This window comes from Actinoallomurus iriomotensis (assembly GCF_030269445.1).
Classification (GTDB): domain Bacteria; phylum Actinomycetota; class Actinomycetes; order Streptosporangiales; family Streptosporangiaceae; genus Actinoallomurus; species Actinoallomurus iriomotensis.
This window is the reverse complement of the sequence record NZ_BSTJ01000002.1, coordinates 876,952-899,045: the sequence shown is the minus strand read 5'-3', so window position 1 is coordinate 899,045 and position 22,094 is coordinate 876,952. Positions and strand designations below refer to the sequence as shown.

Below are 22,094 nucleotides of genomic sequence, written 5' to 3'. Positions count from 1 at the left end.
GTTGAGAACAGGGGGTACCATCGATGCCGATCACGCCACCGGAGAGCCGGTCCGAGACCATGCCGCCGAGAGGACGTCCGCACGCCGTCGGCGGGCGGAGGCTGATGCTGCACCGATCCGGCACCGGCGGCCCGGCCGTGGTGCTCCTGCCGGGTTCGGGCATGGTCGGCCTGGACTACCTCAACCTGCACGAGCGCCTCGCCGGGCGGACCACCAGCGTCCTGTACGACCGGGCGGGCACCGGCTGGAGCGACCCGGCGGAGCTGCCCCGCACCGCCGCCGAGGTGACCGGCGAACTGCGCGACCTCCTGGAGACCGCCGGCGTGCCCGGACCGTACCTGCTCGCCGGGCACTCGCTGGGCGGGGCGTACGCGCGTCACTTCGCCCAGCGCTTTCCGGACGCGGTGGCCGGGCTGCTCCTGCTGGACCCCTTCCACGAGGACCTGGTCAGCCGCGCGCCCCGGCAGGTGCTCGACCTGCTGGCCCAGATGAAGGGCCGGGAGCTGCCCGAGCCGTCACCGGAGCAACTCGCGGCCGCGCGCGAGCAGCTCATCGCGTTCTTCCAGGCCTGGCCGGACGACGTCCGGGTCCCGCTCGCCGAACACCACCTCGCCTCGTGGCGGACGGCCTGGCAGGAGGACGGCAACCTCTACGACGAGGTCTCCGCCGAACTCCGCGACGCACCGGGCCTGCCCGACGTGCCGACGATCGTGCTCAGTGCCATGGGGCGCGACGCGGTCCAGGCCCACCTGTGGCCGGAGGACCTGCTCCGGGAGATCAACGACGCCAAGCGCTCCCTGCACGCGGAACTGGCCGCCTCGGTCCCACGCGGCGAGCACCGCGTCATCGACGACGCCGGCCACGGCTGGCTCCACGAGGAACGCCCCGACGCCGTGCTCCAGGCCGTCACCGACCTGCTCCACCGGACGGCGCCCTGAGCCCGGCACAGCGTGAGCACCTGAACTCACGACCCTGCCGTCCGGTTACTGACCGCGCTTCTAGCTCAGGGCGGCGACGAAGCGCTCCGCGTCCGCCGCGGAGATCCCGGTCTCCGTCTGGACGAGCGAGACGGCGCCCGGCAGGTCGCCGGCGTCCCGCAGGTGCCGCGCCCGGTCGGCGACGTTGCCGTGACCGCCCGGAGCGTACGGTGCCGGCTCGGGGAGCGGCCCGCTCTTGAGCGCGTCGACGAGCCGCTTGGCGTCGGCGAGACCCAGGCCCGTGGCCTGCCGGACCTCCTTCACGGCCAGGATCGGTTTGTTCTCTCCCAGCAGCGCCCGCACGCGTAGCTGCAGGTCTGCCGGCAGCGCCATGGGCGGGTACACCCCGGGCGTCGCCTGCCGGCTCCCTGCCCGGACAAGACCCATGAGCAGTGCGATGACTCCCACGACCAAGAAGAGGCAGGCCAGGAGCTCCAGTGCGGTCATGGCCGGATTCTGTCAGACCGGAGACTTCTCGCCGGGCGGCGTTCAGGCCGGGGCGGTCCGTGCGGGCGCCGTCCAGCTGTCGAGCAGCCGGATCGCCTCCGCGGTCGGCGAGTTCGGTTCGACGTTGTAGACGCAGAGCGTCTGCTCGGTGTCGCCGGCGGGTTGGAACGACTCGTAGGAGAAGACGAGGTCGCCGGCCAGAGGGTGGCGGTAGCGCTTGGTGCCGTGGGTGCGCCGGAGCACCCGGTGGTCGTTCCACCAGGTGGTGAACTCGGGCGAGCACAGGGTGAGCTCGCCGATGAGGTCGGCGAGCCGGCGGTCGTCGGGGTGGCGGCCGGCCTCCAGGCGCAGCATCGCGACGGTCTCGGCGGAGAGTTGTTCCCAGTCGACCACGCGTTCCCGAGCGGCGGGGTCCAGGAGGTAGAAGCGGGCGAGGTTCCGCTGGGGGACGGGCAGGGCGTCGAAGTCGGTGAGGATCGCCCGGGCGAGCCGGTTGGCGGCGAGGACGTCGGTTCGCCGGCCGAGGATGAAGGCCGGTACGTGGTCGAGAGTCTGGAGCGTCAGGTGCAGGCCGGGGCGGACGCGCTGCGGAGCGCCGGAGGCGCCGCGGCGTGCCGGAGCCGGGCGGGAGCACAGGTCGGTGAGGTGCTCTCGTTCGGCCTCGTCCAGTTCGAGGGCGCGGGCCAGTGCGTTCAGGACCTCGGGGGAGGGGTTCGCGGCCCGGCCCTGCTCCAGCCGCGTGTAGTACTCGGTGCTGATACCGGCCAGCCGGGCGACCTCGTCTCTACGGAGACCGGGCACGCGCCGTGGACGGGCGTCGGCGGGTAGGCCCGCCCGGTCCGGGGTGATCCGCGCCCGGCGCGAGCGCAGAAAGCCGGCGATCTCCGAGGTGCGGTCCATACCTCCAGTGTGGCCGGGCCCCGCGGGTGACCGGTCGGCGGAGGGTGGTCCTGCCGGTACCTGTTCCGGCGTTGCCTGCCCGGTCAGGGCCTGCCGTGCCGCCGTGACGACGCCTCCGGAGTGGTGGGGTTGAGGAGTGCGGGGACCACGACGGTCGCTCCGCGAACACGACTTCCACCGGAGGTACAGCACATGTCCAAGGAGTCAACACCCCTGTCCGGCCGGGTGGCGGTGGTCACCGGCGCGTCCAGCGGTATCGGCGAGGCGTCCGCGGAACGGCTGGCGATGCTCGGCGCGAGGGTCGCCGTGCTCGCGCGCCGAGCCGAGCGGCTCGACGACCTGGTCGCGGGGATCGGCGCGCGCGGTGGCACCGCGCTGGCGGTCGCCGTCGACGTGACCGACGCGGAGGCGGTCCGCGCGGCGGCCGAACGGGTGGAGGCGGAGCTCGGCGCCGCCGACCTGCTGTTCAACAACGCCGGAGTGATGCTGCCCGCGCCGGTCGAGGAGCTGCGGACGGACCAGTGGCGGCACCAGATCGACCTGAACATCACCGGACTGATGAACGTCATCGGGGCGTTCGTCCCGCAGCTGGTCGCGTCCGCGGCCCGCCTGGGGGTGGCCGACCTGATCAACACGTCGTCGATCGCGGCGCGGAACATCTTCCCCAACTTCGCCGTCTACTCCGGGACGAAGGCCTACGTCACGCAGCTGTCCCGGCACCTGCGGGTCGAGCTGGGGCCGAAGAACGTTCGGGTCTCGGCGATCGAGCCGGGCATCGTCGGCACCGAGCTGCAGAGCCACGTGACCGATGAGGGCGCCCTGGAGTGGCTCGACGGTTCGAAGGAGACGATGGAGTGGCTCGCCCCACAGGACGTCGCGGAGACCGTCGGCTTCCTCGCCGCCCTGCCGCCGAGGGCGAACCTCCAGCAGGTCACCATCATGCCCACCGGCCAGCCGGCCTGATCCCGTCGGCCTCGTCGCGCCGTTGCCGGTCACTCGTCAGGCGCGCCGGGCGTCCGTGAGGAGAGCGCGCCGGTGGCGCCAGGTCGCGACCGCCTCCTCGTGACCGGGCTGCTCGGCGCGGAACGTGATGCCGCTCGTCACCGCCATGCCGGCATGCGCGTCCTCCCGTACGCCCGTGACGGTCAGTTCGAAGCACTCCAGGTCCGCCGGCGTGTCCAGCGGCTCCGGACGCAGGCGCACGTAGACCACCGAGCCGGGGGAGACCGCGCCGAACAGGGCGGCGCCGCCACGCCCGAGGTTGCGCGCGGTGTGCGTACCCGGCCACAGCGCGACGCGCAGGGTCCGGTCGTCGCGCACCAGCAGTTCCCCGGCGCCGACCATGCCGATCCGCGGAGCCCCGTCCTCGTCGGTGGTGACGAGCAGAAAAGCGGGCTGCTCCGTGACCTCGAGCGCCGCATCGTCCAGGGCTCGCAGGAGAACGCTGGGCAGGCGGTCGCCGGGCTGCTCGGCCATGACAGAAATGCTTTCACACGGCCGGATCACTCCCCGGACCGCACCGATGCCGCCGGCGGCGAGCGGGGCCGGTGAAACGCGACAGGAGCGCCCCCGTACGGGGACGCTCCTGTCGCGTGATCGGCTACGAGGGTCAGTCGCGCCAGACCTTGCGGCGCTTGCCGCCCAGCGGCTCGGTCGAGGCCCAGATGCGGCGCCAGTGCGCCACCTGCTCGCCCGGCGACCCGGCGGCCGTGCCGTTCTCCTCCGCCTTGGGCTCCTCGGCCGGCTTCAGCGCGCCCGGCCGGGTCGGACGGGCGCCGCCCGGGATCTGCAGCCGGTCGTCCGCCGCCGCGCGCAGCGCGCCGTACCAGCCGATGTCCTCCTCGGCCGCGAGCTGGCTGACCGCCTTGGCCATCCGCACCCGGAAGGAACGGACGTCCTCGCCCTCCTCCGGCGTGAGCGGGCGGCCGTAGCGCACCGTCACCCGCGGCTTGCCCGGCTGGGGCCAGTTGCGCCCCCGCGGCATCGCGGCGTACGAGCCCCGCAGCGCGATCGGCACGCACGGGATGCCCTTCGTCACGCACAGCGCCGCGGCGCCGAGCTTGAAGGGGTTCATCCAGCCGTCCTCCGAGCGCGTGCCCTCGGGATAGAGCAGCAGGCTCCAGCCCTGGTCCACCAGGTCGAGGGCGAGGCTGCGCAGCCGCCGCGAACCGTAGCGCTCGACCGGGAACGCGTTGAAGAAGATCGCGGTCAGGGTCGCGCGCCAGCGGACGTCGAAGAAGTAGTCCGACGCCGCGCCCGTCGCCACCCGGTCGGCGAACCGCTCCGGCATCGAGCCGAGGATCAATGGCGTGTCGAGGTGGCTGGAGTGGTTGGCGACGAAGACCACCGGGCCCTTGACGCCGTCGAGGTATTCGGTGCCTTCGACGACCGGAGTCGTCTGGCCCCAGACGACCGGCTTGAGCAGCGTACGTCGCAACCCCGCGCGAGCCGCGACCGCGACCCGCGTACGGGCCCAGGCGGTCGGGAACTCCCGGTCCTCGTGCTCAAGCTCGTGCGGCTGCGCCGACTTCGGCACGGTCGACCGGCCGCGCCAGTCGCGCCCGTGCCGCAGCAGCTTGACCTCCCGGCGAATTGTCATCGCACATCCGCCAGAGTCAGCGGCGGGTTGTGCTGATACGTGATCGACGGACTGGAGCCGACCGTGTCCTTGGCCATCTCCAGGGCGTCCGCGAGGGTCGTCGCGGAGCGGAAGCCCATGCGGGCGGTGGTCTTCCGGTTGCCGCCCACGAAGATCACGTCACCGAGGTGCTCCAGCGCGTGGGCGCCCCAGTACCACATGTAGAACGGGTGCACGCCGTGGTAGGCGTAGCTGTTCCGGTAGAGCTGGATGTACCAGGGGTCGGTGGCGAACTGCTCCTCGTACTTGGTCTCCAGCAGCACCGGGTCGGTGCTCTCGGTGAGGATCTCCTCGAAGAAGTCGATGTAGCTCGGGTGGTGCACCGGGTGGAACTCGTTCGGCACCGGGTGGTAGAAGATCGCCACCCCGCCCTGCCGGACGATCGGCTTGTTCTTGTACAGGTTGAAGAAGTAGCCGAGCCCGAGCGACATCACCAGGATCGGGTTCATCACGGAGTTGACGTTGTACGGGCAGATGTAGGGAAGCCCGTAGATCGCGACGTCGGACTGGCCGTTCACCTCGGTGAGCTGCTGGCGGTGCACGTTGCCCAGCGTGATCGGGTGCACCTCGGACTGCAGGCCCGCGTGGACGCCCGTCACCCCGTACGGCGCGGCGGTCGACTGCCAGATGCGCCGCCGGGTCTTGGCCGGCAGCAGCTCGTTGGCCCGCTTCACCGCGACGTACGACGCCTGGTCGCGGAGATTCCACTCCCACTCGCGCTTGTTGAGGAAGCCCATCGAGGACGGGAACGTCTCGTTGTTGAGCGTCGTCTCGATCGTGAAGACCTTGACGTGCTCGTCGATCAGACCCTTCATCCGCTCGTACGAGTGGTGCATCGCGGAGTTCGGCGGGTCGTTGAAGGAGTTCGAGTGCCGCAGCGTGTGCACGTTGTGGTGGTGCTTGAGGCTCTTGTAGCTCGCCAGCCCGACCGACACCGACTTCGCGCCGCCGCTCATCGCCGTCAGCGTGATGTTCACGTAGACGATCAGGTCGCTCTCCGCGGCCCGGCGGTTGATCTCGACGTCCTCGCCGTGCTTGGTCTTGCCCATGTGCAGGAGGTTGTCGTGGTCCTCCGCGTCATGGTTCTTCAGGTGCTCGGGGAAGAACGCCTGGAAGACACGGTCGCCGACGGTGCGCCGCAGCTCGGCCGGGGTCATCCGGCGGTGCAGGGCGTTGCCGGCGATCAGCTCGACGTCGTCCACGCCCTTGGCCGCGGCCATCTCCAGCACCTGCTCGATGATGCGCTGCCGGACGTCCGGCGTCTGCATCGGCGGCAGCGGCAGCGACAGGTCGTCGAAGACGATGGTCAGCCGCATCCCGGGCGTGAGGAGCTCGGGCAGCGGGTCGGTGCCGTGCGGGTTGAGCAGTGCGTGCTTGATGGCGGCGTCGACGTTCCGGATCCCGGGCAGGGAGTCCGGCGGGTAGATGACCTTCGCGCCGAGCGGCAGCCGCTCCAGCCGGAAGCCCTCACCCTGGTGCATGAGCAGCGGTGGTGTCCGCTCATCCACGTCGAGTACGAAGCCTGGTCTGCTCACTCTCAACCTTCCTAACGGGCCGGATCAAAGGCGACTTTGACAGTTCCGAGACGCCCCGCGTCCGCCGCGTGGGTCAGGGCCTCGCGCCAGCGGGCGAGGGGGTAGGTCGTGCCGACGTAGCCGTCGAGGGGCGCGGACTCGGCGAGCCGGATGGCGTCGGCGAAGTCGGCCCCGTCGGCGCCGGAGGCGTACGCCCCGACGAGCTGCAGCTCGCGGTACCACAGCGGGGTCAGGTCGACGTTGCCCGACGGCATGCCGGACACGACGACGGTACCCCCGGCCTGGACCAGCCGGAGCGCGGTGTCGAGGCCGCCGGCGCCGCCGGTGCACTCGAAGGCCAGGTCGACGCCGCCGAGGAGGAAGTCATCGCCGCGCTCGGGCGAGTGCATCCGGGCGGTGGTGACGCGCCGCAGCGCGCGTACGGCCTTGCGGGGCTCGATGATGGCGGTGGCGCCGAGCGCCTTCGCCTTCTCCTGCTGGTGGCCGTGCTTGGCGACGACGTACACCGCGCCGACGTCGGTGAGCTGGCGCAGCGCGAGCAGCGTGAGCAGGCCGACCGTGCCCGCGCCGATGATGACGGCGGTGGACCCGGACGCGACCTTCACGCGGCGTACCGAGTGCACCGCGCAGGCGAGCGGCTCGGCCAGGACGGCGCGTTCGTCCGACAGCGCGTCGGGCACGACGTGCAGCTGGCTGACGTGCGCGACGAACTGCCGGCTCCAGCCGCCGCCGGTGTCGGCGCAGAACCCGGTCTGCAGCCCGGCGGAGATCCGGCCCGTCGTGATGTGGTCGCAGCGGCTCTGCTGGCCCGAGGCGCACCAGCGGCACTCGGTGGTGCCGCGCGCGGCGCAGGAGAGCACCGGGTCGATCACCACCCGGGAGCCCTTCGGCACGCCGGGCACGTCGTCCTGCGTCTCACCGACGACCTCGTGACCGGGAACGAACGGCATCGAGGTCATCGGCGACAGGTACGGAGAGGACCGCCCGGTCAGCATCCCGAGGTCGGAGCCGCAGATGCCGGACAGCCGGGGCGTCACGCGCGTCCAGCCCTCGCCGGGCAGCTCGGGCGCATGCCGGTTGACGAGGCGCATCGGCGACACGTTGCCGGCGATCATGCCGCTCATCTTGCCGCCGGCGCGGGTCGCCGTGAGCCCGCGCGCCGCCATGAAGCGGGCCGGCGAGCGGTGGTACTCGAGCGCGAGGATCATCGGGCGCTCACCGTCCCGGTGATGGTGTCGAGCAGAACATCTCCGCGTCCACGGGTATGGGCGCCCCATTCGTAGATGCGCCAGTGCTTGCGTTTGGCGTGGCGGTACAGCGACGGGTCGGGGTTGACCGCACCCGGGTTGCCGACCGCCTCCAGGAGCGGCCGGTCGGAGTAGCTGTCCGCGTAGGCGTAGGAGCCGTCGAGGTCGATGCCGGTGTCGGCGGCGTGCCGGCGCAGCCAGGCGGCGCGGGCCTCGTCCACGAGCGGCGGCGAGTCGAGGTAACCGGTGAGCACGCCGTCGCGGGTGTGCATCCGGCTGGCCACGACCTCGTCGAACAGGCCGGCGAGCGGCCGGACGAACACGTCGACCGTGCCGGTGATCAGGATCGTCTTGTGCCCGGCGGCGCGGTGCGCGCGGATCCGGCGCACGGCCTCGGGCATGACCCGCTGGAGCAGCGCGTCGCCGAGCGTGTCGTCGACCAGGTCACGCAGCCCGGCCATGTCGGCGCCCTCGTAGCGGCGCAGGAACGCGCGGACGAAGTCGCCCCGGTCGCGGCGCTCGGCCCGCAGGTAGCGGGGGAGCGAACGGGCCAGGTCGGCCAGCTCACCGCTCCACTGCGACCGCGGCAGCGACGACAGCCGGGCCCACAGGTAGGACTCGATGAGGTTCGAGGCGACGATCGTGCCCTCGAGGTCGAACACGGCGGCGATGTCGGTGCGCTCGGGCAGCGCGGGCGCGGCCGTACGGCGGCTGCCGCCGCGTCCGCGCGAGAAGCCGCGCATCAGCTCGGTCACACTGGGGGAGTGCACCTCCTGGAGGTAGTGCCCCCAGTCGATGACCGACGGGTCGAAGCCGAACTCGTCCACCAGCTCCGGCGGGATCGTGCGGTGCAGCGCGTGTGTGCGGCTGTCGTCGTAGATGACCTCCGCCTGGGTGTAGGCCTGGTAGAGGTCGGCGTAGCGGCGCAGGAAGTCGAGGTTGGTCTGCTGCCGGTGCACCGCGGTCATCCACTCGCGGGTCTTGCCCGAGGCCGGCAGCCGCAGCAGCGCGCGCTCGGCCACCGCGGTGGCGCGCTCGCTGCCGCTGAGCATCATCTCGACCTGCCGGCTGCCGGGGAACCGCCACTGCGGCACCCGGATGTGACCGCGCTCGCCGGCCGGCATCGGGTGCTTGCGGAAGTAGTCGCGGACGTTCTCGTACAGGCCGCGGAAGGACAGCGGGTTGCGCGAGCCGGACCCGACGTGGAAGTAGGCGGGCGTGCCGCGCTCGGGCGGCGCCGCGGCGACCGCGAGCGTGGCGTTGACGACGTGGTCGACCGGGATGATGTCGACGACGCTGTCGGGCAGGCCGGGGAACTCCGGCAGGATGCCGCGCCCGTACGCGATGATCAGCGGGTCGGCCATCTTGTAGCCGTCGATCCAGCCCGGGTGCGGGTGCCGCAGCGAGCTCTCCACGATCGCCGGGCGGACGATCGACAGACGGCGCTCGCCCCACATCTCCTCGGCCGCGCGCTCGCCCAGGGCCTTGGTGAAGGTGTAGACGTCCGGCCAGCCGAGGCTCTGCGCGCGGGCGCGGCCGTAGTCGACCAGACGGTCGGTAACCCACGCCTGCCGCGCCTCCTCGGCGGCGGCGACGACCGACTGCGGGCCCGCCTTGCGGTGCTCGCCCTGCGCCCGCGACACGGACTTGCGCAACACCTCCGGGCGGCGCGAGTCGCGTTCGACGTCGGCGCGGGTGGCCAGCGCGCCCTCCAGCTCCGTGCGCCAGTCGACCGTGTGGTCGAGCCGGTCCTCCGGCACCACGCCCTTGCGCACGCCCGCGACGTACGCGGTGGACACGTGCACCACGTGCGGGTCGGCGCCGGCCCGTTGCAGCGCCTCGTAGAGGGTGACCACGCCGGAGACGTTCGTGCGGAACGCCTCGTCGATGGGCGGGTCGAAGGAGACCGTCGACGCGCCGTGCACCACCACGTCGATGTCGCCCGGCAGCGTCACCTCACCCAGGTCGCCCTCGATCACGGTGACGCGCTCGGCGGCGATGCGGCGCAGCTCCTCCTCGCCGAGTTGCTCGCGCAGCCGGCGGAAGACGGGCTTGCGGAGCAGGCCGTCGAAGCGGCGCTGCGCCGGCTGGTTCGGCCGGGGCCGGATCAGCACCGAGACGCGGGTCTCCGGGTGAGAGGACAGGAGTTTCTCGAGCGTCGCCTGTCCGAGGAAGCCGGTGGCGCCGGTGAGAAGTACATGTGAGCTGCCGAGACGGTGAAACTCATGTCGGTCTGGCGTCATCCGCTGGCTTTCTCCGATCGTGGGCATGAGCCGTCCCGTCGCGAGCTGTACCGGGCAAGACTAACGGCTGGAAGTCCGGCGACCAACGGCCGGGAGGGTCCGACCGAATTCAGGTCTCGTTCATTCTCCAGTATCCGAATCCACCAACACGTCGTTCATGGATCCGGAGCGAAAAATCTCCACGCTGATGGGTGCCGAGGCGAACCCCGCGTCGCGGATCGCGACGCCGACCGCGTGGTCCTCGCGGGCGCGTTCGACCAGCTCAGAGTCGACTTCGAGGCGCACGGCGTCGCCGAGGTCGCGGACCCGCAGGTCGCGCACGGCGCCGCCCAGGACGCCGCGGACCGCCGACTCGGCCCGCTCGATGCGCGCCAGCCGGGCGGGTGTGACCGAAATCCCGTACGCGACGCGGCTCGCCATGCAGGCCGCGGCCGGTTTGTCCCAGACGGGCAGCCCCCAGTGGCGCGCGACGGCGCGTACCGCCGCCTTGTCGAGCCCCGCGTCGGCGAGCGGCGTGCGCGCGCCGCGCTCGGCCGCCGCGCCGATGCCGGGCCGGAACCCGGCGGCGATGTCCGAGGCGTTCGTGCCGGTGGTGATCGTCTCGAAGCCGAGGTCTGCGGCGAGCGCGTTCGCGGTGTCGAGCAGGACGCTCTTGCAGAAGTAGCAGCGCCGCGGACCGTTCTCGCGGTAGCCGGGCACGTCCATCTCGTTGGTGGCGGGCGTGTGGTGCGTCACGCCGAGACCGGCGCAGAACTCCCGTGCCGCGTCGAGTTCGGCGGCCGGCAGCGACGGCGAGACCGCGGTGACCGCGGCCACCTGTTCGGCGCCGAGCGCGCGTACCGCCGCGGCGAGGACGACACTGGAGTCCACACCACCGGAGAACGCGACGAGAGTTCTGCCGTAGCCTGCCATCTCGGCCAGCAGATCCTGGGAGAGGACCGCAACGTCCACCATGCAACACCTATCAGTCGAGGGACTCCGATGACGGTATCTCAGCCTGACGGAGTCACCGACCTGGGCTTCGCACGTCTTGACACCGCACGCGCCGCACGCACCGGCGACCCGGAGGTGGTGTTCGGGCAGGGCAAGACGCCCGGGCAGATCGTCGCCGCGCTGCGCGCCCTGCACGAGGCGCATCCGGACCGCGCCATCCTCGCGACACGGTTGTCCGAGGACGCGCTCGCCGCGTGCGCCGAGCACCTGCCGGACGCCGTGCTGGATCCGGTCGGCCGCACGGCCGTGCTCGGCCGCACCGAGACGCGGGGCCGGGTCGCGGTGGTCGCCGCCGGCACGTCGGACCTGCCGGTGGTCCGCGAGTGCGCCACGACCATCGCCGTGTTCGGCGCCGAGCCCGACGAGATCGTGGACGTCGGCGTCGCTGGCATCCACCGGCTGCTCGCCCAGCGCGACCGGATCGACGAGGCCGACGTCGTCGTCGCCGTGGCCGGGATGGAGGCCGCCCTGCCGTCGGTGCTCGGCGGCCTGGTCGGCGTGCCGCTGATCGCCGTGCCGACCAGCGTCGGCTACGGCTGGAACCTCGAGGGCGTCACCGCCTGGCTCGCCACCGTCAACAGCTGCGCGCCCGGTGTCGTCTCGGTCAACGTCGACAACGGGTTCGGCGCCGGAGTGGCCGCCGCCCGGATCGCGCGCCGGACCGCCAGGACCGCAGGGTGAGGGCGCTCTGGGTCGACGCGGGCAACGGCGCGGCCGGTGACATGCTGCTCGCGGCGCTGCTCGACGCCGGCGCCGACCTCGAGGCCGTACGCTCCGGCCTGCGCGGTCTCGCCGTGGGCCCGCTCGAGGTCGAGGCCGCGCCGGTGCGGCGGCACGGCCTGCGCGCCCTGCACGCCGACGTGCGCGTGCCGCCGGACGACGTGTCACGGAACCTGGCGGACGTCACCGCGGTGCTGTCGGCGGCCGAGCTGCCGGAGGAGGTGCGCGCGTTCGCGCTGGCGGTCTTCGAACGGCTGGCCCGCGCCGAGGCGCGGGTGCACGGCGTGGACGTCTCGCGGATCCACTTCCACGAGGTCGGCGCGCTGGACGCGATCGCCGACGTCACCGGCTGCGCGCTCGCGCTGCACAGCCTGGACCTGCTCGACGCGCCGGTACGCGTCGTGTCGCCGGTGGCGGCCGGGTCCGGCGTCGTACGGGCCGCGCACGGGCCGCTGCCCGTCCCGGTGCCCGCCGTGCTGGAGCTGCTGACGGAGGCCGGCGCGCCGCTGCGGTCGCATCCGGCGAGCATGGAGCTGTGCACGCCGACGGGCGCGGCGCTGCTCGCGACGCTCGCCACCGGCTGGGGCCCGATGCCCGACTGCACGCCCACCGCGGTCGGCACGGGCGCCGGCACCGCCGACCCCGAGGGGCATCCCAACGTCGTGCGCGTCGTCGTGGGATCCGCGTCGTCCTCGTCCTCGTCCTCGTCCTCGTCCGCGGACTGGGCGTCGGCGGAGCTGCACCGCGTGGACAGCACCATCGACGACCTGGACCCGCGGCTGTGGCCGGACGTGCTGGACGAACTCCGCGCGGCCGGGGCGGCGGACGCCTGGTGCTCACCGGCGCTGATGCGGAAGGGACGGCCGGGTCAGGTACTCAGCGTCCTGGTCGAGCCGTCGCGCCTCGACGCGGTGTGCCGCGTGGTGTTCGAACGGACGACGAGCCTCGGCGTGCGGGTGTCCTCGGTCGAACGACGCTCGCTGCGCCGTGACCGCGTCGAGGTGGACGTCGGCGGCGCCGTCGTGGGCGTCAAACGCGGACTGCTCGGCGGCCGTGTGGTGACCGCCCAGCCGGAGTACGACGAGGCCCGCGCGGCGGCGCTCGCCTCGGGCCGCCCGGTGCACGAGGTGCTGAACGAGGCACGGACCCTGGCGTCCGAGAGCTGAGAACGGCGCGAGATCATCCCTGATCGGGACCGTGCGGGGAGACCGGCCGCTCGACGAGCGTCTCCAGCACCACCGTGGCCTGCGTCCCGCTGACTCCGTTGATCGCGTAGATCCGGCGCAGCACGTCCTGTAGTTGCTCGGTGGTCGCGGTCCTGACTTTCACCAGCACCGATGCGCTCCCGGCGATGACGTGCGCCTCCAGGATCTCCGGGATCGCGGCGAAGTCCTGCGCCGAATCGCCCATCCACGAGACCGAGTCGATCATCACGTAGGCCAGGACGGCGTTGCCCACTGCCACCGGGTCGACGTCGACGGTGGTGTGCCGGATCACGCCGCGCTCCCGTAGCTTCCGCACGCGTTCGTGCGCCGCTCCGGCGGACAGGCCCACGGCCTGGCCCAGCGCGGCATAGGACTGGGTGGCGTCCTGCTGGAGATGCGCCAGCAGGGCACGATCGATCCGATCCACGGCACTCCATTCAGATCTGTCTTGCGGTGACCATATCTCATCCTGTTATCTTCCAGATGTGCCGAAGTTGATTCGGCGGATGCCTGGATGGAGAGGACCCCTATGACCGGCGAGCGCCCCGCGCTGTACGAGATGTTCGACGACCGGTTCCGTACCGGCCGGTGCATGTCCGGTGACGGTGGTCTGGAGGTCCTGTACACCGGCTGCCGCTGGGCCGAGGGACCGATCTACCTGCCCGCCTGGCGGCAGGTGATCTGGAGTGACATTCCCAATGACCGGATGCTGTGTTGGGATGAGGAGACCGGCGCCGTCAGTGTCTTCCGCCACACCGCCGGGCACACCAACGGCAACACCCTCGACCGCCAGGGCCGGCTGGTCACCTGCGAGCAGGGCAACCGCCGGGTCACCCGGACCGAGCACGACGGCACGGTCACGGTGCTGGCCGAGCGCTGGCAGGGCAAGCGCCTGAACAGCCCGAACGACGCGGCGGTCAAGTCCGACGGCTCGATCTGGTTCTCCGACCCGGACTTCGGCATCACCAGCGACTACGAGGGCCATCGCGCGCCGAGCGAGATCGGCTCCAACAACGTCTACCGCGTCGATCCCGCCACCGGCGAAGTGCGACTGGTCGCCGACTGCTTCGGCGCCCCGAACGGCCTCGTCTTCTCGCCCGACGAGCGGCGGCTCTTCGTATCCGACACCCGGGCGGGCCGCATCCGGGTCTTCGACGTCCGCGATGACGGCACGCTGTCGACCGACCGGACCTTCGCCGAAGCCCGGGGGACGGCTCGCTTCGACAACCTTCGTTTCGACGACGCCGGCCGGCTCTGGGCGGCCGCGATGGACGACGGAGTGCACTGCTACGACCCCGACGGCACCCTGCTCGGACGGCTGAACGTCCCCGAGAGGGTCGCCAACATCGCCTGGGGCGGAGCCAAGCGCAACCGCCTGTTCATCACCGCGCGGACCAGCCTCTACTCGGTGGTCATGGGCGTCACGGGCACGCACCCGACCGGACCGGGACGCAGGCGCTGGCCGGACCCGGAGGGCTGAGCGGGTCCGGTCAGCTCGGGGCGGCGGCGACCATGAGCCACTCCGCCCCCTTGACGGAGTAGTCGAACTCCGCCCGCAGGTGTTCGACGACGGCCGGCATGTGCGCGGCCCCGTACACCACCGCCACCGCGATCGGCCGCTCGCGATGCTCCTGGTAGAGCGCTGACAGGCGGTGGTTGAGCGCGTCGTCCCGCCGGTCGACGACGCGGTCCCGGAACCACCGCGCCGTACGTCCCTCCACCCAGCGCTCGTCGTACGACTCGGCCTGGTCGCGGCTCGGCAGGCTGAGCGGGTCGCCGTACCGCCCCAGGAGGCGCAGCGCGACCGCGCCGAAGGCGTCCTCGGCCGTGTTCCGGATCCGCTCGGCGTGCGTCCGTGGGGGAGGCGGCACGGCCTCCCAGAAGACCGGGATCCCCAGCGACCCGAGGTCCAGCGCGTTGTTCTGGTCGACGAGGCGGTCGAGGCGCAGCCGTGACATCCGCTCCTGCACCGGTGCGGTGCCGGCCGGTGCCCCCTCGGCGACGATGATCGCGCACTCGCGCACACGCGCCGTGACCTCGGCGTAGAACGAGGGCTCTCCCACGTGGACCATGGGGAAGAGCACGAACCGCAGCGGGCTCGTACGGCACGTCAGCGTGATGACCGCCGACCGCAGCCCGACGATGCTCGACTCGATGAACTGCACCGGCCCCCCTGTCATGTCGGCCGCCCCATCAGTGAGACGGCCGGGGGCCTCGTGCGGTTCACTCCGGGCGGCGTCCCCAGGCCGCGACCATCGGCGCGGTCGCCAGGTCCATTCCGCCGGCCGCCACGTTGGCCAGGTGGCGCTCGATCTCCTCCTCGGTCGCGTGACCGCCGGCGACCAGCCCGTCGCGGATGTGGGCGACGGTCGCCGTCTCCAGCAGGTCGCAGGCGGGGGAGGCGATCGGGAAGTGCGCCTCGGCCGCGACGCCGGTCAGCCCGGCCGCCCGGAGCGACGCGGGGAGCCGCCGCCCGTACGCGAGGTCGGCGCCGCGTTCGGCCAGCATCGCGCGGAACCCGGTGCGGATCCGGTTGGCCAGCCGTTCGCGCGGCCCGTGTTCGTACGGGGAGGCGAGCGGCTGCAGAGCGGGGTCGGCGTCCTCCAGGAGGATCCGGCCGCCGGGCCGCAGGGCGGCGACCATCGAGCGGAGGGCCCGCTCGCGGTCGGCGACGTGCACCAGCACCAGACGCGCGTGCACCAGGTCGAACCCCTCGTCCGGCGGGTCGTCGCGGGCGACGTCGTGCCGGCGCACCTCGACCACCTCGCTCGCGGCCGCACGCGCCCAGCGGACGTCGATGTCGGTCGCCAGGACCCGTCCGGTGGGGCCGACGCGGTCGGCGAGCCCCCTCGGGACGGACGCCCCTCCGGCCCCCACCTCCCAGCACCGCCACCCGGCCGCGATCCCCAGCGCGTCGATCCGCCGGAACGTCGGCGGGTCGAATATCGCCGACAGCGCCTCGAACCGCGTCCCGGCCTCCGCCCGCGCGTTGGCGAGCAGGTAGCCGTCCTCATCCGCCATGGACACGATGATGCCCGCCCCCATCAAGGCGGACACCCGCGGCGGCCGTCACGGGTTGGAGTAGACCCGGTCCGGAGTGAGGAGGACGGCGGTACGGCCTTCCGACGCCATGGCGCGGTCGTAGTCGGCCCAGTCGTCGTGTTCGCCGCCCGCGGCGGTGAACACGTCTCTCAGCAGCCACCGGAGGTCTTCCGGGCCGAGACCGGGGAGCGGGTCGGCGGGCCCGGCGAGCTCGACCGGCCCCTCCGCGGTGACCCACTGCCATCCGGCCCGGATCGTGACGGTGGCGCGCGGGCGCTCGCGGAGGTTGGCGAGTTTCCGCGTGCCTCCGCGTATGACGAAGGCGACGACCTCGTGGCCGCCCACCGGATGCGGGAGCACGCCGGCGTTGACCACGGTCGACTGCACGCTGCCGTCGGCCCGGAGCGTCGAGACGACCACCAGGCCGTGGTCCGCGGCGACCAGCCCGCGGAAGTCAGTGATATCGGTCATCATCGGACCGTAACCGACGATGTCGGCTCTGTTCCGGCCGCCGCGCCGCTACGGTGGTGCGGCGAACCCACCGGTATGAGTGATCGGCGGGTGGATCAGGCATGGAATCAGTGCGGAGGGCAAGCGAAGGGTCATGAGTGGCTTCCGGAAGTTCATCCTGCGTGGGAACCTCGTCGACCTCGCCGTAGCGGTGGTGATCGGGACGCAGTTCAGCAGCCTGGTCAAGCAGTTCGTCGACTCGTTCATCAACCCGCTCCTCGCGCTGGTCGGGGGCCAGCCCAACTTCGACAGCCTCGTGCTCCACGTCGGCAAGACCTCGTTCAAGTACGGTGCGTTCCTCACCGTGGCGATCTCCTTCCTGATCTCCGCGGCGGTCGTGTACTTCGTGATCGTGCTGCCCGTCGCCCGCCTGCTCCGGCTGTTCGAGCGCGACGTGGAGGCCACCGAGCGCGAGTGCCCGGAGTGCACGCGCAGCATCCCGATCAGGGCGCGGCGCTGCCCGGAGTGCACCGCGGAGATCGCCGCGACCGGTCCGGCGCAGACGGTGCCCGCTCCGCGTTAAAAACCGATCGTGCCGGGAAGTATCGATCACGATTCGGCATTGAAACCGCGCGGCTGACGTTCACGTCAAAGGTGAACTTGCCATGCTCTGTTACCCGGCCGACGCCCCGTAGGGGCCGGCCGGGCCCGGGGGGAAGAGGTGTTGGGACAAATGAATGAGGGCGTCAGCCCACTGTGGAAGGCCGGCGGAAAGCCGCTCTCACAGCTCACGAGTGAAGAACTGGCCGAGGCCATCCAGTACGTCGGCGGGCGTGAGGAGGCCGACGCTCCGCTGCTGAAGGCCCTGCGCGAGCTTCAGGCCCAGCGCGCCCTCGGCGAGGAGACGCCGGAGCAGCAGGACGACTCCGGCCCGCCGCTGCTGGCCTGCGGCTGACCCGGTGACGCACGGCTGCCGGCGCGAGGCGTCGCCGGGCCGGTTAGGGTCGCGGTGTCATGGCGCGAACACGAGGACGGGCGGCGGCCGCCGCGCTGGTCGCCGGGGGGCTGACGGCCGCGTCGTGCGGGCACCACGCGCGGACGACGCCGCCGATACGGGTCGGCACGCCGCGGATCGCGGCCTCGACGCTGAAGCTGGCCCCGGCCGAGGCCGACGGCCTGACGCGGTTCGACAGCTGGCCGAAGGCATGTGAGCTGCTGACCGCCGATGACCTCAGGGCGGTGCTGCCGCAGGTCACCAAGGTCGAGCAGACCCCGCGCGAGCAGCAGATCCGCGTCACCAACCTCGGCGAGGGCGCCGGAGACGACGACCGTGACGCCCCCGGCACCGCCTGCGAGACGCGGTTCTGGGTCGCCGGCGACGAGAAGAGGCCGCGCTCCCAGCCCGACCTCGTACGCGTCGAGGACGTCGCCGTCGGCGACACCGACACGGTCAAGGACAACTACGACACGCTGGCCCAGGGCCGGCCACGCGTGCCCGGGGGGCTCGGCGCGCGCGAGTGCGTGCACGCCGGCACCGACTACTACTGCCGCATGCCCCACATCGCCTTCTCGGTCGGGGCCGGGCCGACGCTCTTCATCGGCAGCTTCGCCGGCCAGCCGAAACGGACCGACGCGCACGCCTACTGGGTGAACACCGTGCTGCCCGAGCTCGTACGGTCGGTCGCGTCCAAGCTCCCCGCGAGCTGAGCCTGGACGCGATCGCGCGCGAGGGAAAACGAACCCTTCCGCCTCCGGTGCTGCCAGGAAATATCGCGCACGGGTTCGATTCCATAAGCGGATGACAATGTCCGGAGCCGATGCTGGCCGCCGGGCCCGTAACGGGGGTGGCGGCGGCGTGCTTCCCGGCGCCCGGACGTCGGCCGAAGATCATCAATGGCGAGAAAACGCACGTCAGCGCCATGATTGGCGATCGCTATTTAATCACCGTCAAGTGCCGATTAAGTGCAACATCGCGCGCGACCATAACATATTTCCGGTCATGCCGGAACCTCCGTGACCTCAGCTGGTCTTCAGGGTTGAGGTTCTCTCGAAAAACTTCGCACAATCCGATCAATGGCGGATTCCTGAATAGTGTTGTCAACGAGAGCTGCCCGTCCCCCACTCGCGGGAGGTCCTGTTGGGAACGTCACCGGACGCGTTGCGACGCTCGTCGGCGGTCGCCGCACCCCCGGACCCCTCAGGTCGCGCGGCCGCCCGCCGTCGCACCGGCGGGCTGCTCACCGCCGCGCCGCACCGCGTCGTCGCGGACTTCGCCGGCGAGCGGCGTCTGGCCGCCGACCTGGAGGAGTGCGTGGGGGGCGTCGCGCGCGCCGTCGCCGGGGACGTGCCGATCATCGGCGAGGCCGTGGCCGAGATCCTCGCGGGCGGCAAGCGGCTCCGCCCGCTGCTGGTGCTCGCCGCCGCGTACGCCGGTTCGGGGGAGCGGGAACGCTCCGTCGCCTCGGGCGTCGTCGTCGAGCTGCTGCACCTGGCGAGCCTCGTGCACGACGACGTCATGGACGAGGCGGCCCAGCGGCACGGCGTCACCAGCGCCAACGCCCGCATGGGCAACGTGCGCGCGGTACTCGCCGGCGACTATCTGCTGGGCCGCGCCCTGGCCGTCGCGTGCGAGCTGGGCGGCACCGAGGGCGCGCTGGCGGCCGGGACGTTCATCCGGCTGTGCGACGGCCAGGCGCGCGAGTCCGCTGCGCTGTTCGACCCCGCGCGGTCGGAGAACGACTACTACGCGGCGATCGAGGGCAAGACCGCGGCGCTGTTCGCGACCTCCTGCCGGCTGGGCGCGATGGCCGGCGGCCTCGGCGAGGAGGCGACCGCCGCCCTGGCCGAGTACGGCCTGCAGGTCGGCATGGCGTTCCAGATCGTCGACGACCTGCTCGACCTCACCGCGACCTCGGGCGTGATGGGCAAGCCGGCCGGCCACGACATCGCCGAGGGCGTCTACACGCTGCCGGTCCTGTGCGCGCTGCGGGAGCGACCGGAGCTCGCCGGCGTCCTCGCCCGCGCCCGGCCCGACGCCCCCGACCCGGACGCCGTACGCGAGGCGGCCGACATCGTACGGAACAGCGGCGGCATGGCCGCCGCGCGCCGCGCGGCCGAACGGCGCACCGACCGGGCGGTCGCCGCGCTCTCCGGCGCGGCCGGTGAGGTCGGAGCGGAGCGGGTCGCGATGCTGACCGACCTGGCGGCCGCCCTGGCGGGCCGGGGAAGCTGAGACGTCCCGTCCCGTGCCCGCCACGGGCGGGCGGCTCAGTACCAGTGGTGCGCCTGCCAGAAGCCCCAGGCCTTGCAGGGGTCCCCGTAGCGGGAGCCGACGTAGGCGAGCCCCCAGGCGATCTGGGTCATCGCGTTGTTGCGCCAGTCGGCTCCGGCCGAGGCCATCTTCGAGCCCGGCAGGGCCTGCGGGATCCCGTACGCGCCGCTGCCGGGGTTGGTGGCGTGCTCGTTCCAGCCGCTCTCGTGGTTCCACATCGTCAGCAGGGAACCCCAGCAGCCGCCCCAGCCCTTGAGCGCGTTCATCTTCTTGGCGTACGCCTGGTTCTCGGCCGCGCTCGGGTTGTTGCTCATCCGCTTCTTGAGCGCCTCCCACTCGCGCTTCTCCTTGAGCGCCTTGGCGCGGGCGGCCGCCTTCTTCTTCGCCGCCTTCTCCGCCGCGACCGCCTTCTCGTACGCGCGGCGCTTGGCCTGGGCCTCGGCGCCGGCGACGACGGGGTCCATCTGGTACCCCGACAGCTCCTTCAGCATCTCGTTGGTGGAGATGTCGGCCGCACCGGGCGGCGGCTTGCCCTTGCCGAAGTTGGTCTTGGCCACGATGACGAAGACGATCACGATGACGAGCGTCATGATCACGACAGTGCTCGTGGCCGCCCGCTTGACCAGACGAAGAGCGCGTACGCCCTTGGGCTCCGCGAAGTCTCCGGCGTAGGGGTCGCGCTCTGAGTCGTATGAACCGGTGAGTTCATCCAAGTCGTAGGCGCGCGGGGGTCGCCGCGTCTCCTGGTGCCGATGTTGCATAGCACCATAGCTTGCACCATCTAAACGCTTCTATGGTCGTTTGTCCGTGTAGTTGGGGCACAGATCTCATCCGTGCCGGGACGAACGGCCTCGCCGGAGTCAGCCGGACGTGGGGTGGAACGCGTCGAGTTCGGCCCGGGTCGGCGGGTCGGCGCCCCGCCGCGAGCAGGTCAGCGCGGCCGCGCGCGCCGCCTCGTCGAACACCGCGACCAGGTCCGGGGCGTCGAGCGCCGCGAGCGCGTCCCGTCGGCCGGCGCCGAGCAGCCCGCGACGGCCGAGCCCGGCCAGGACCGCGCTCATGTACGAGTCGCCGGCGCCCACCGTGTCGACCACGTCCACGCGGTAGGCCGGCACCCGGCGCGGGGGACACCGCCGCCCGGCGACGATCGAGCCACGCGCGCCGTACGTCACGGCGACCACGCTCACCCCGGCCGACAGAAGTTCCTCGGTGAGCTCCTCGGGCCCGCAGCCCGGACGCAGCCAGTCGAGGTCGGCGTCGCTCAGCTTGACCACATCCGCGAGCCGCAGCAGCGCCTCGACCCGGACCCGGGCGTCCGGGACGCCCTCGATCACCGCCGGCCGGCAGTTGGGGTCGTAACTGATCGTCGCCACCGAGCGCATCCGGCGGGCCAGCGCGGCCAGCACGTCCGCGCCCGGCGGCATCACGAGCGCCAGCGACCCGACGTGCAGCGCGGCCAGGTCGCCGAGCCGCAGCCCGGCCGCCTCCTCCTCGGTCCACTGCCAGTCCGCGGTGCCCTGGATCCGCAGGTCGAACGAGGGCACCCCGTCCGCGTCGTGATGAACGAGGGCCAGCGACGAGGGCTCATGCGCGGTGACGACGGTCTCGGTGCCGACGCCGTTGGCGGTGAGGTGGTCGCGGAGTGTTCGGCCGAGGGGATCGGCGCCGATCCGGGCCACCATCCGGGTCGGCGTGCCGAGCCGCGTCAGGCCTACGGCGACGTTGGCCGGGCTTCCGCCCGGCACGGCGACGTAGGCGCCGGCCGGCTGGTCGGCGACCAGGTCGGCGACGGCCTCCCCGGCCACCGCCACGACCTGGCGCCGGCGCGCCGGCGTCTCATCGGACGGCACGGATTCCCTCCTGGTGTTCGCGGTCGGTTCGCAGGCCGTCCGCGTCGTGGTGCATGCGGGCCGGCGACGAGGGTGCGGTCACGACGGTCTCGGCGCCGATGGCGTTGGCGGTGAGGTGGTCGCGGAGTGTTCGGCCGAGGGGGCCGGCGCCGATCCGGGCCACCATCCGGGTCGGCGTGCCGGGCCGCGCCGACCCGACGGCGATGTCCGCCGCGTTTCCGCCAGGCAAGGCGACATTCGCCGGGCTTCCGCCAGGCAAGGCGACATTCGCCGGGCTGCCGCCAGGCAAGGCGATGTTCGCCGGGCTGCCGTTTGATATGGGGATGTTCGCCGGGACTTCGCCCGGCACGGCGATGTTCGCCGGGACTTCGCCCGGCACGGCGACGTAGGCGCCTCCTGGCTGCTCGGCGACCAGGTCGGCGACGGCCTCCCCGGCCATCGCCACGACCTGGCGCCGGCGCGTCGGTGTCATCCGCCCGGTACGGCGATGTTCGCCGGGCACCTGGTGTCGGCGTGCCGACGTCTCGTCGGGCGGCAACGAACCCCTCCTTCTGCTCGCGGCGACCATCGCCGACC

General features: G+C 72.2%; 24 protein-coding genes. 9 read left to right on the top strand and 15 right to left on the bottom strand.

The window, feature by feature from the left end; translation table 11 throughout:
- The first annotated feature begins 104 nt into the window (after nucleotides 1–104).
- On the top strand, nucleotides 105–938 hold the full coding sequence (locus QSK37_RS12790) for an alpha/beta fold hydrolase (RefSeq protein WP_285620035.1): 834 nt from the start codon (nucleotides 105–107) through the stop codon (nucleotides 936–938).
- A gap of 60 nt (nucleotides 939–998) precedes the next feature.
- On the opposite strand, the gene QSK37_RS12785 is transcribed toward QSK37_RS12790, so the two are convergent.
- Nucleotides 999–1,424 carry a ribosomal protein L7/L12 gene (locus tag QSK37_RS12785; protein ID WP_285620034.1) on the bottom strand — a complete coding sequence of 142 codons (426 nt, stop codon included), beginning with the start codon at nucleotides 1,422–1,424 and terminating at the stop codon, nucleotides 999–1,001.
- A gap of 42 nt (nucleotides 1,425–1,466) precedes the next feature.
- Nucleotides 1,467–2,324, bottom strand: coding sequence for a helix-turn-helix transcriptional regulator (locus tag QSK37_RS12780; RefSeq protein WP_285620033.1), 858 nt, complete (start codon nucleotides 2,322–2,324; stop codon nucleotides 1,467–1,469).
- 192 nt (nucleotides 2,325–2,516) lie between these two features.
- On the opposite strand from QSK37_RS12780, the gene QSK37_RS12775 reads away from it, so the two are divergent.
- Nucleotides 2,517–3,287 (top strand): SDR family oxidoreductase, encoded by a 771-nt coding sequence (locus QSK37_RS12775; protein ID WP_285620032.1) that lies wholly within the window; start codon nucleotides 2,517–2,519, stop codon nucleotides 3,285–3,287.
- A 36-nt stretch (nucleotides 3,288–3,323) separates the two neighbouring features.
- Here QSK37_RS12775 and QSK37_RS12770 read toward each other — a convergent pair whose 3' ends face one another.
- From QSK37_RS12770 to larE, 6 genes are all read right to left on the bottom strand, one after another.
- On the bottom strand, nucleotides 3,324–3,800 hold the full coding sequence (locus tag QSK37_RS12770; RefSeq protein WP_285620031.1) for a hypothetical protein: 477 nt from the start codon (nucleotides 3,798–3,800) through the stop codon (nucleotides 3,324–3,326).
- 133 nt (nucleotides 3,801–3,933) lie between these two features.
- The gene (locus QSK37_RS12765; RefSeq protein WP_285620029.1) at nucleotides 3,934–4,923 is read right to left on the bottom strand and encodes a lysophospholipid acyltransferase family protein; all 990 of its coding nucleotides are present in this window, start codon (nucleotides 4,921–4,923) and stop codon (nucleotides 3,934–3,936) included.
- The gene (larAH, locus tag QSK37_RS12760) at nucleotides 4,920–6,497 is read right to left on the bottom strand and encodes an NPN-dependent hydroxyacid isomerase, LarAH14/15/16 family (protein WP_285566198.1); all 1,578 of its coding nucleotides are present in this window, start codon (nucleotides 6,495–6,497) and stop codon (nucleotides 4,920–4,922) included. Before larAH ends, QSK37_RS12765 begins: the two co-directional genes overlap by 4 nt.
- 11 nt (nucleotides 6,498–6,508) lie before the next feature.
- Nucleotides 6,509–7,705: a zinc-dependent alcohol dehydrogenase gene (locus QSK37_RS12755; RefSeq protein WP_285620026.1), complete on the bottom strand. Its 1,197-nt coding sequence runs from the start codon at nucleotides 7,703–7,705 to the stop codon at nucleotides 6,509–6,511.
- On the bottom strand, nucleotides 7,702–9,987 hold the full coding sequence (locus QSK37_RS12750; RefSeq protein ID WP_285620024.1) for an HAD-IB family hydrolase: 2,286 nt from the start codon (nucleotides 9,985–9,987) through the stop codon (nucleotides 7,702–7,704). The genes QSK37_RS12755 and QSK37_RS12750 overlap by 4 nt, the downstream gene beginning before the upstream one ends.
- Before the next feature lie 120 nt (nucleotides 9,988–10,107).
- The gene (gene larE, locus QSK37_RS12745) at nucleotides 10,108–10,941 is read right to left on the bottom strand and encodes an ATP-dependent sacrificial sulfur transferase LarE (protein ID WP_285620022.1); all 834 of its coding nucleotides are present in this window, start codon (nucleotides 10,939–10,941) and stop codon (nucleotides 10,108–10,110) included.
- Nucleotides 10,942–10,968: 27 nt separating this feature from the next.
- Between larE and larB the strand changes: the two genes are divergently transcribed.
- The gene (larB, locus tag QSK37_RS12740) at nucleotides 10,969–11,661 is read left to right on the top strand and encodes a nickel pincer cofactor biosynthesis protein LarB (RefSeq protein ID WP_285620021.1); all 693 of its coding nucleotides are present in this window, start codon (nucleotides 10,969–10,971) and stop codon (nucleotides 11,659–11,661) included.
- Entirely contained in the window at nucleotides 11,658–12,866 is a 1,209-nt protein-coding gene (gene larC / locus QSK37_RS12735) for a nickel pincer cofactor biosynthesis protein LarC (RefSeq protein WP_285620019.1), read from the top strand. The genes larB and larC overlap by 4 nt, the downstream gene beginning before the upstream one ends.
- A gap of 13 nt (nucleotides 12,867–12,879) precedes the next feature.
- On the opposite strand, the gene QSK37_RS12730 is transcribed toward larC, so the two are convergent.
- The gene (locus QSK37_RS12730) at nucleotides 12,880–13,332 is read right to left on the bottom strand and encodes an Lrp/AsnC family transcriptional regulator (protein ID WP_285620018.1); all 453 of its coding nucleotides are present in this window, start codon (nucleotides 13,330–13,332) and stop codon (nucleotides 12,880–12,882) included.
- A gap of 102 nt (nucleotides 13,333–13,434) precedes the next feature.
- Here QSK37_RS12730 and QSK37_RS12725 point away from each other — a divergent pair, with 102 nt between their 5' ends.
- Nucleotides 13,435–14,385, top strand: a complete 951-nt coding sequence (locus QSK37_RS12725) for an SMP-30/gluconolactonase/LRE family protein (protein ID WP_285620017.1) — start codon at nucleotides 13,435–13,437, stop codon at nucleotides 14,383–14,385.
- A gap of 10 nt (nucleotides 14,386–14,395) precedes the next feature.
- Here QSK37_RS12725 and QSK37_RS12720 read toward each other — a convergent pair whose 3' ends face one another.
- From QSK37_RS12720 to QSK37_RS12710, 3 genes are read right to left on the bottom strand one after another with little or no spacing between them, the layout of a single operon-like run.
- Complete coding sequence (locus QSK37_RS12720) at nucleotides 14,396–15,085, bottom strand: hypothetical protein (RefSeq protein WP_285620015.1); 690 nt, start codon at nucleotides 15,083–15,085, stop codon at nucleotides 14,396–14,398.
- Nucleotides 15,086–15,128: 43 nt separating this feature from the next.
- On the bottom strand, nucleotides 15,129–15,926 hold the full coding sequence (locus tag QSK37_RS12715; RefSeq protein WP_285620014.1) for a methyltransferase: 798 nt from the start codon (nucleotides 15,924–15,926) through the stop codon (nucleotides 15,129–15,131).
- A 48-nt stretch (nucleotides 15,927–15,974) separates the two neighbouring features.
- Entirely contained in the window at nucleotides 15,975–16,418 is a 444-nt protein-coding gene (locus QSK37_RS12710; RefSeq protein WP_285620013.1) for a TIGR03618 family F420-dependent PPOX class oxidoreductase, read from the bottom strand.
- Between the two features lie 133 nt (nucleotides 16,419–16,551).
- On the opposite strand from QSK37_RS12710, the gene mscL reads away from it, so the two are divergent.
- The 4 genes from mscL (at nucleotide 16,552) to QSK37_RS12690 (ending at nucleotide 19,629) form a co-directional block, all read left to right on the top strand.
- Nucleotides 16,552–16,980 (top strand): large conductance mechanosensitive channel protein MscL, encoded by a 429-nt coding sequence (mscL, locus tag QSK37_RS12705; RefSeq protein WP_285620012.1) that lies wholly within the window; start codon nucleotides 16,552–16,554, stop codon nucleotides 16,978–16,980.
- A gap of 150 nt (nucleotides 16,981–17,130) precedes the next feature.
- Complete coding sequence (locus tag QSK37_RS12700; RefSeq protein WP_285620011.1) at nucleotides 17,131–17,352, top strand: hypothetical protein; 222 nt, start codon at nucleotides 17,131–17,133, stop codon at nucleotides 17,350–17,352.
- A gap of 59 nt (nucleotides 17,353–17,411) precedes the next feature.
- Entirely contained in the window at nucleotides 17,412–18,104 is a 693-nt protein-coding gene (locus QSK37_RS12695) for a hypothetical protein (RefSeq protein WP_285620009.1), read from the top strand.
- 430 nt (nucleotides 18,105–18,534) lie between these two features.
- Complete coding sequence (locus QSK37_RS12690; RefSeq protein WP_285620007.1) at nucleotides 18,535–19,629, top strand: polyprenyl synthetase family protein; 1,095 nt, start codon at nucleotides 18,535–18,537, stop codon at nucleotides 19,627–19,629.
- 35 nt (nucleotides 19,630–19,664) lie between these two features.
- Here the strand turns inward: QSK37_RS12690 and QSK37_RS12685 are convergent, their stop codons facing one another.
- The 3 genes from QSK37_RS12685 to QSK37_RS12675 all read right to left on the bottom strand — a co-directional run bounded on the left by QSK37_RS12685 (nucleotide 19,665) and on the right by QSK37_RS12675 (nucleotide 22,056).
- Nucleotides 19,665–20,429, bottom strand: a complete 765-nt coding sequence (locus QSK37_RS12685; protein ID WP_285566178.1) for an aggregation-promoting factor C-terminal-like domain-containing protein — start codon at nucleotides 20,427–20,429, stop codon at nucleotides 19,665–19,667.
- A gap of 99 nt (nucleotides 20,430–20,528) precedes the next feature.
- Nucleotides 20,529–21,518, bottom strand: a complete 990-nt coding sequence (locus tag QSK37_RS12680) for a carbohydrate kinase family protein (protein WP_285620006.1) — start codon at nucleotides 21,516–21,518, stop codon at nucleotides 20,529–20,531.
- Nucleotides 21,505–22,056, bottom strand: a complete 552-nt coding sequence (locus QSK37_RS12675; RefSeq protein WP_285620005.1) for a carbohydrate kinase family protein — start codon at nucleotides 22,054–22,056, stop codon at nucleotides 21,505–21,507. Before QSK37_RS12675 ends, QSK37_RS12680 begins: the two co-directional genes overlap by 14 nt.
- Nucleotides 22,057–22,094 lie beyond the last annotated feature (38 nt).

Excerpts from the sequence above, each read along its gene's own strand:
- QSK37_RS12790 (WP_285620035.1), top strand. The coding sequence starts at position 105 with ATGCTGCACCGATCCGGCACCGGCGGCCCGGCCGTGGTGCTCCTGCCG.
- QSK37_RS12785 (WP_285620034.1), bottom strand. The coding sequence starts at position 1,424 with ATGACCGCACTGGAGCTCCTGGCCTGCCTCTTCTTGGTCGTGGGAGTC.
- QSK37_RS12780 (WP_285620033.1), bottom strand. The coding sequence starts at position 2,324 with ATGGACCGCACCTCGGAGATCGCCGGCTTTCTGCGCTCGCGCCGGGCG.
- QSK37_RS12775 (WP_285620032.1), top strand. The coding sequence starts at position 2,517 with ATGTCCAAGGAGTCAACACCCCTGTCCGGCCGGGTGGCGGTGGTCACC.
- QSK37_RS12770 (WP_285620031.1), bottom strand. The coding sequence starts at position 3,800 with ATGGCCGAGCAGCCCGGCGACCGCCTGCCCAGCGTTCTCCTGCGAGCC.
- QSK37_RS12765 (WP_285620029.1), bottom strand. The coding sequence starts at position 4,923 with ATGACAATTCGCCGGGAGGTCAAGCTGCTGCGGCACGGGCGCGACTGG.
- QSK37_RS12755 (WP_285620026.1), bottom strand. The coding sequence starts at position 7,705 with ATGATCCTCGCGCTCGAGTACCACCGCTCGCCGGCCCGCTTCATGGCG.
- QSK37_RS12750 (WP_285620024.1), bottom strand. The coding sequence starts at position 9,987 with ATGACGCCAGACCGACATGAGTTTCACCGTCTCGGCAGCTCACATGTA.
- larE (WP_285620022.1), bottom strand. The coding sequence starts at position 10,941 with ATGGTGGACGTTGCGGTCCTCTCCCAGGATCTGCTGGCCGAGATGGCA.
- larB (WP_285620021.1), top strand. The coding sequence starts at position 10,969 with ATGACGGTATCTCAGCCTGACGGAGTCACCGACCTGGGCTTCGCACGT.
- QSK37_RS12725 (WP_285620017.1), top strand. The coding sequence starts at position 13,435 with ATGACCGGCGAGCGCCCCGCGCTGTACGAGATGTTCGACGACCGGTTC.
- QSK37_RS12720 (WP_285620015.1), bottom strand. The coding sequence starts at position 15,085 with ATGACAGGGGGGCCGGTGCAGTTCATCGAGTCGAGCATCGTCGGGCTG.
- QSK37_RS12715 (WP_285620014.1), bottom strand. The coding sequence starts at position 15,926 with ATGGCGGATGAGGACGGCTACCTGCTCGCCAACGCGCGGGCGGAGGCC.
- QSK37_RS12710 (WP_285620013.1), bottom strand. The coding sequence starts at position 16,418 with ATGACCGATATCACTGACTTCCGCGGGCTGGTCGCCGCGGACCACGGC.
- mscL (WP_285620012.1), top strand. The coding sequence starts at position 16,552 with ATGAGTGGCTTCCGGAAGTTCATCCTGCGTGGGAACCTCGTCGACCTC.
- QSK37_RS12700 (WP_285620011.1), top strand. The coding sequence starts at position 17,131 with ATGAATGAGGGCGTCAGCCCACTGTGGAAGGCCGGCGGAAAGCCGCTC.
- QSK37_RS12695 (WP_285620009.1), top strand. The coding sequence starts at position 17,412 with ATGGCGCGAACACGAGGACGGGCGGCGGCCGCCGCGCTGGTCGCCGGG.
- QSK37_RS12685 (WP_285566178.1), bottom strand. The coding sequence starts at position 20,429 with ATGCAACATCGGCACCAGGAGACGCGGCGACCCCCGCGCGCCTACGAC.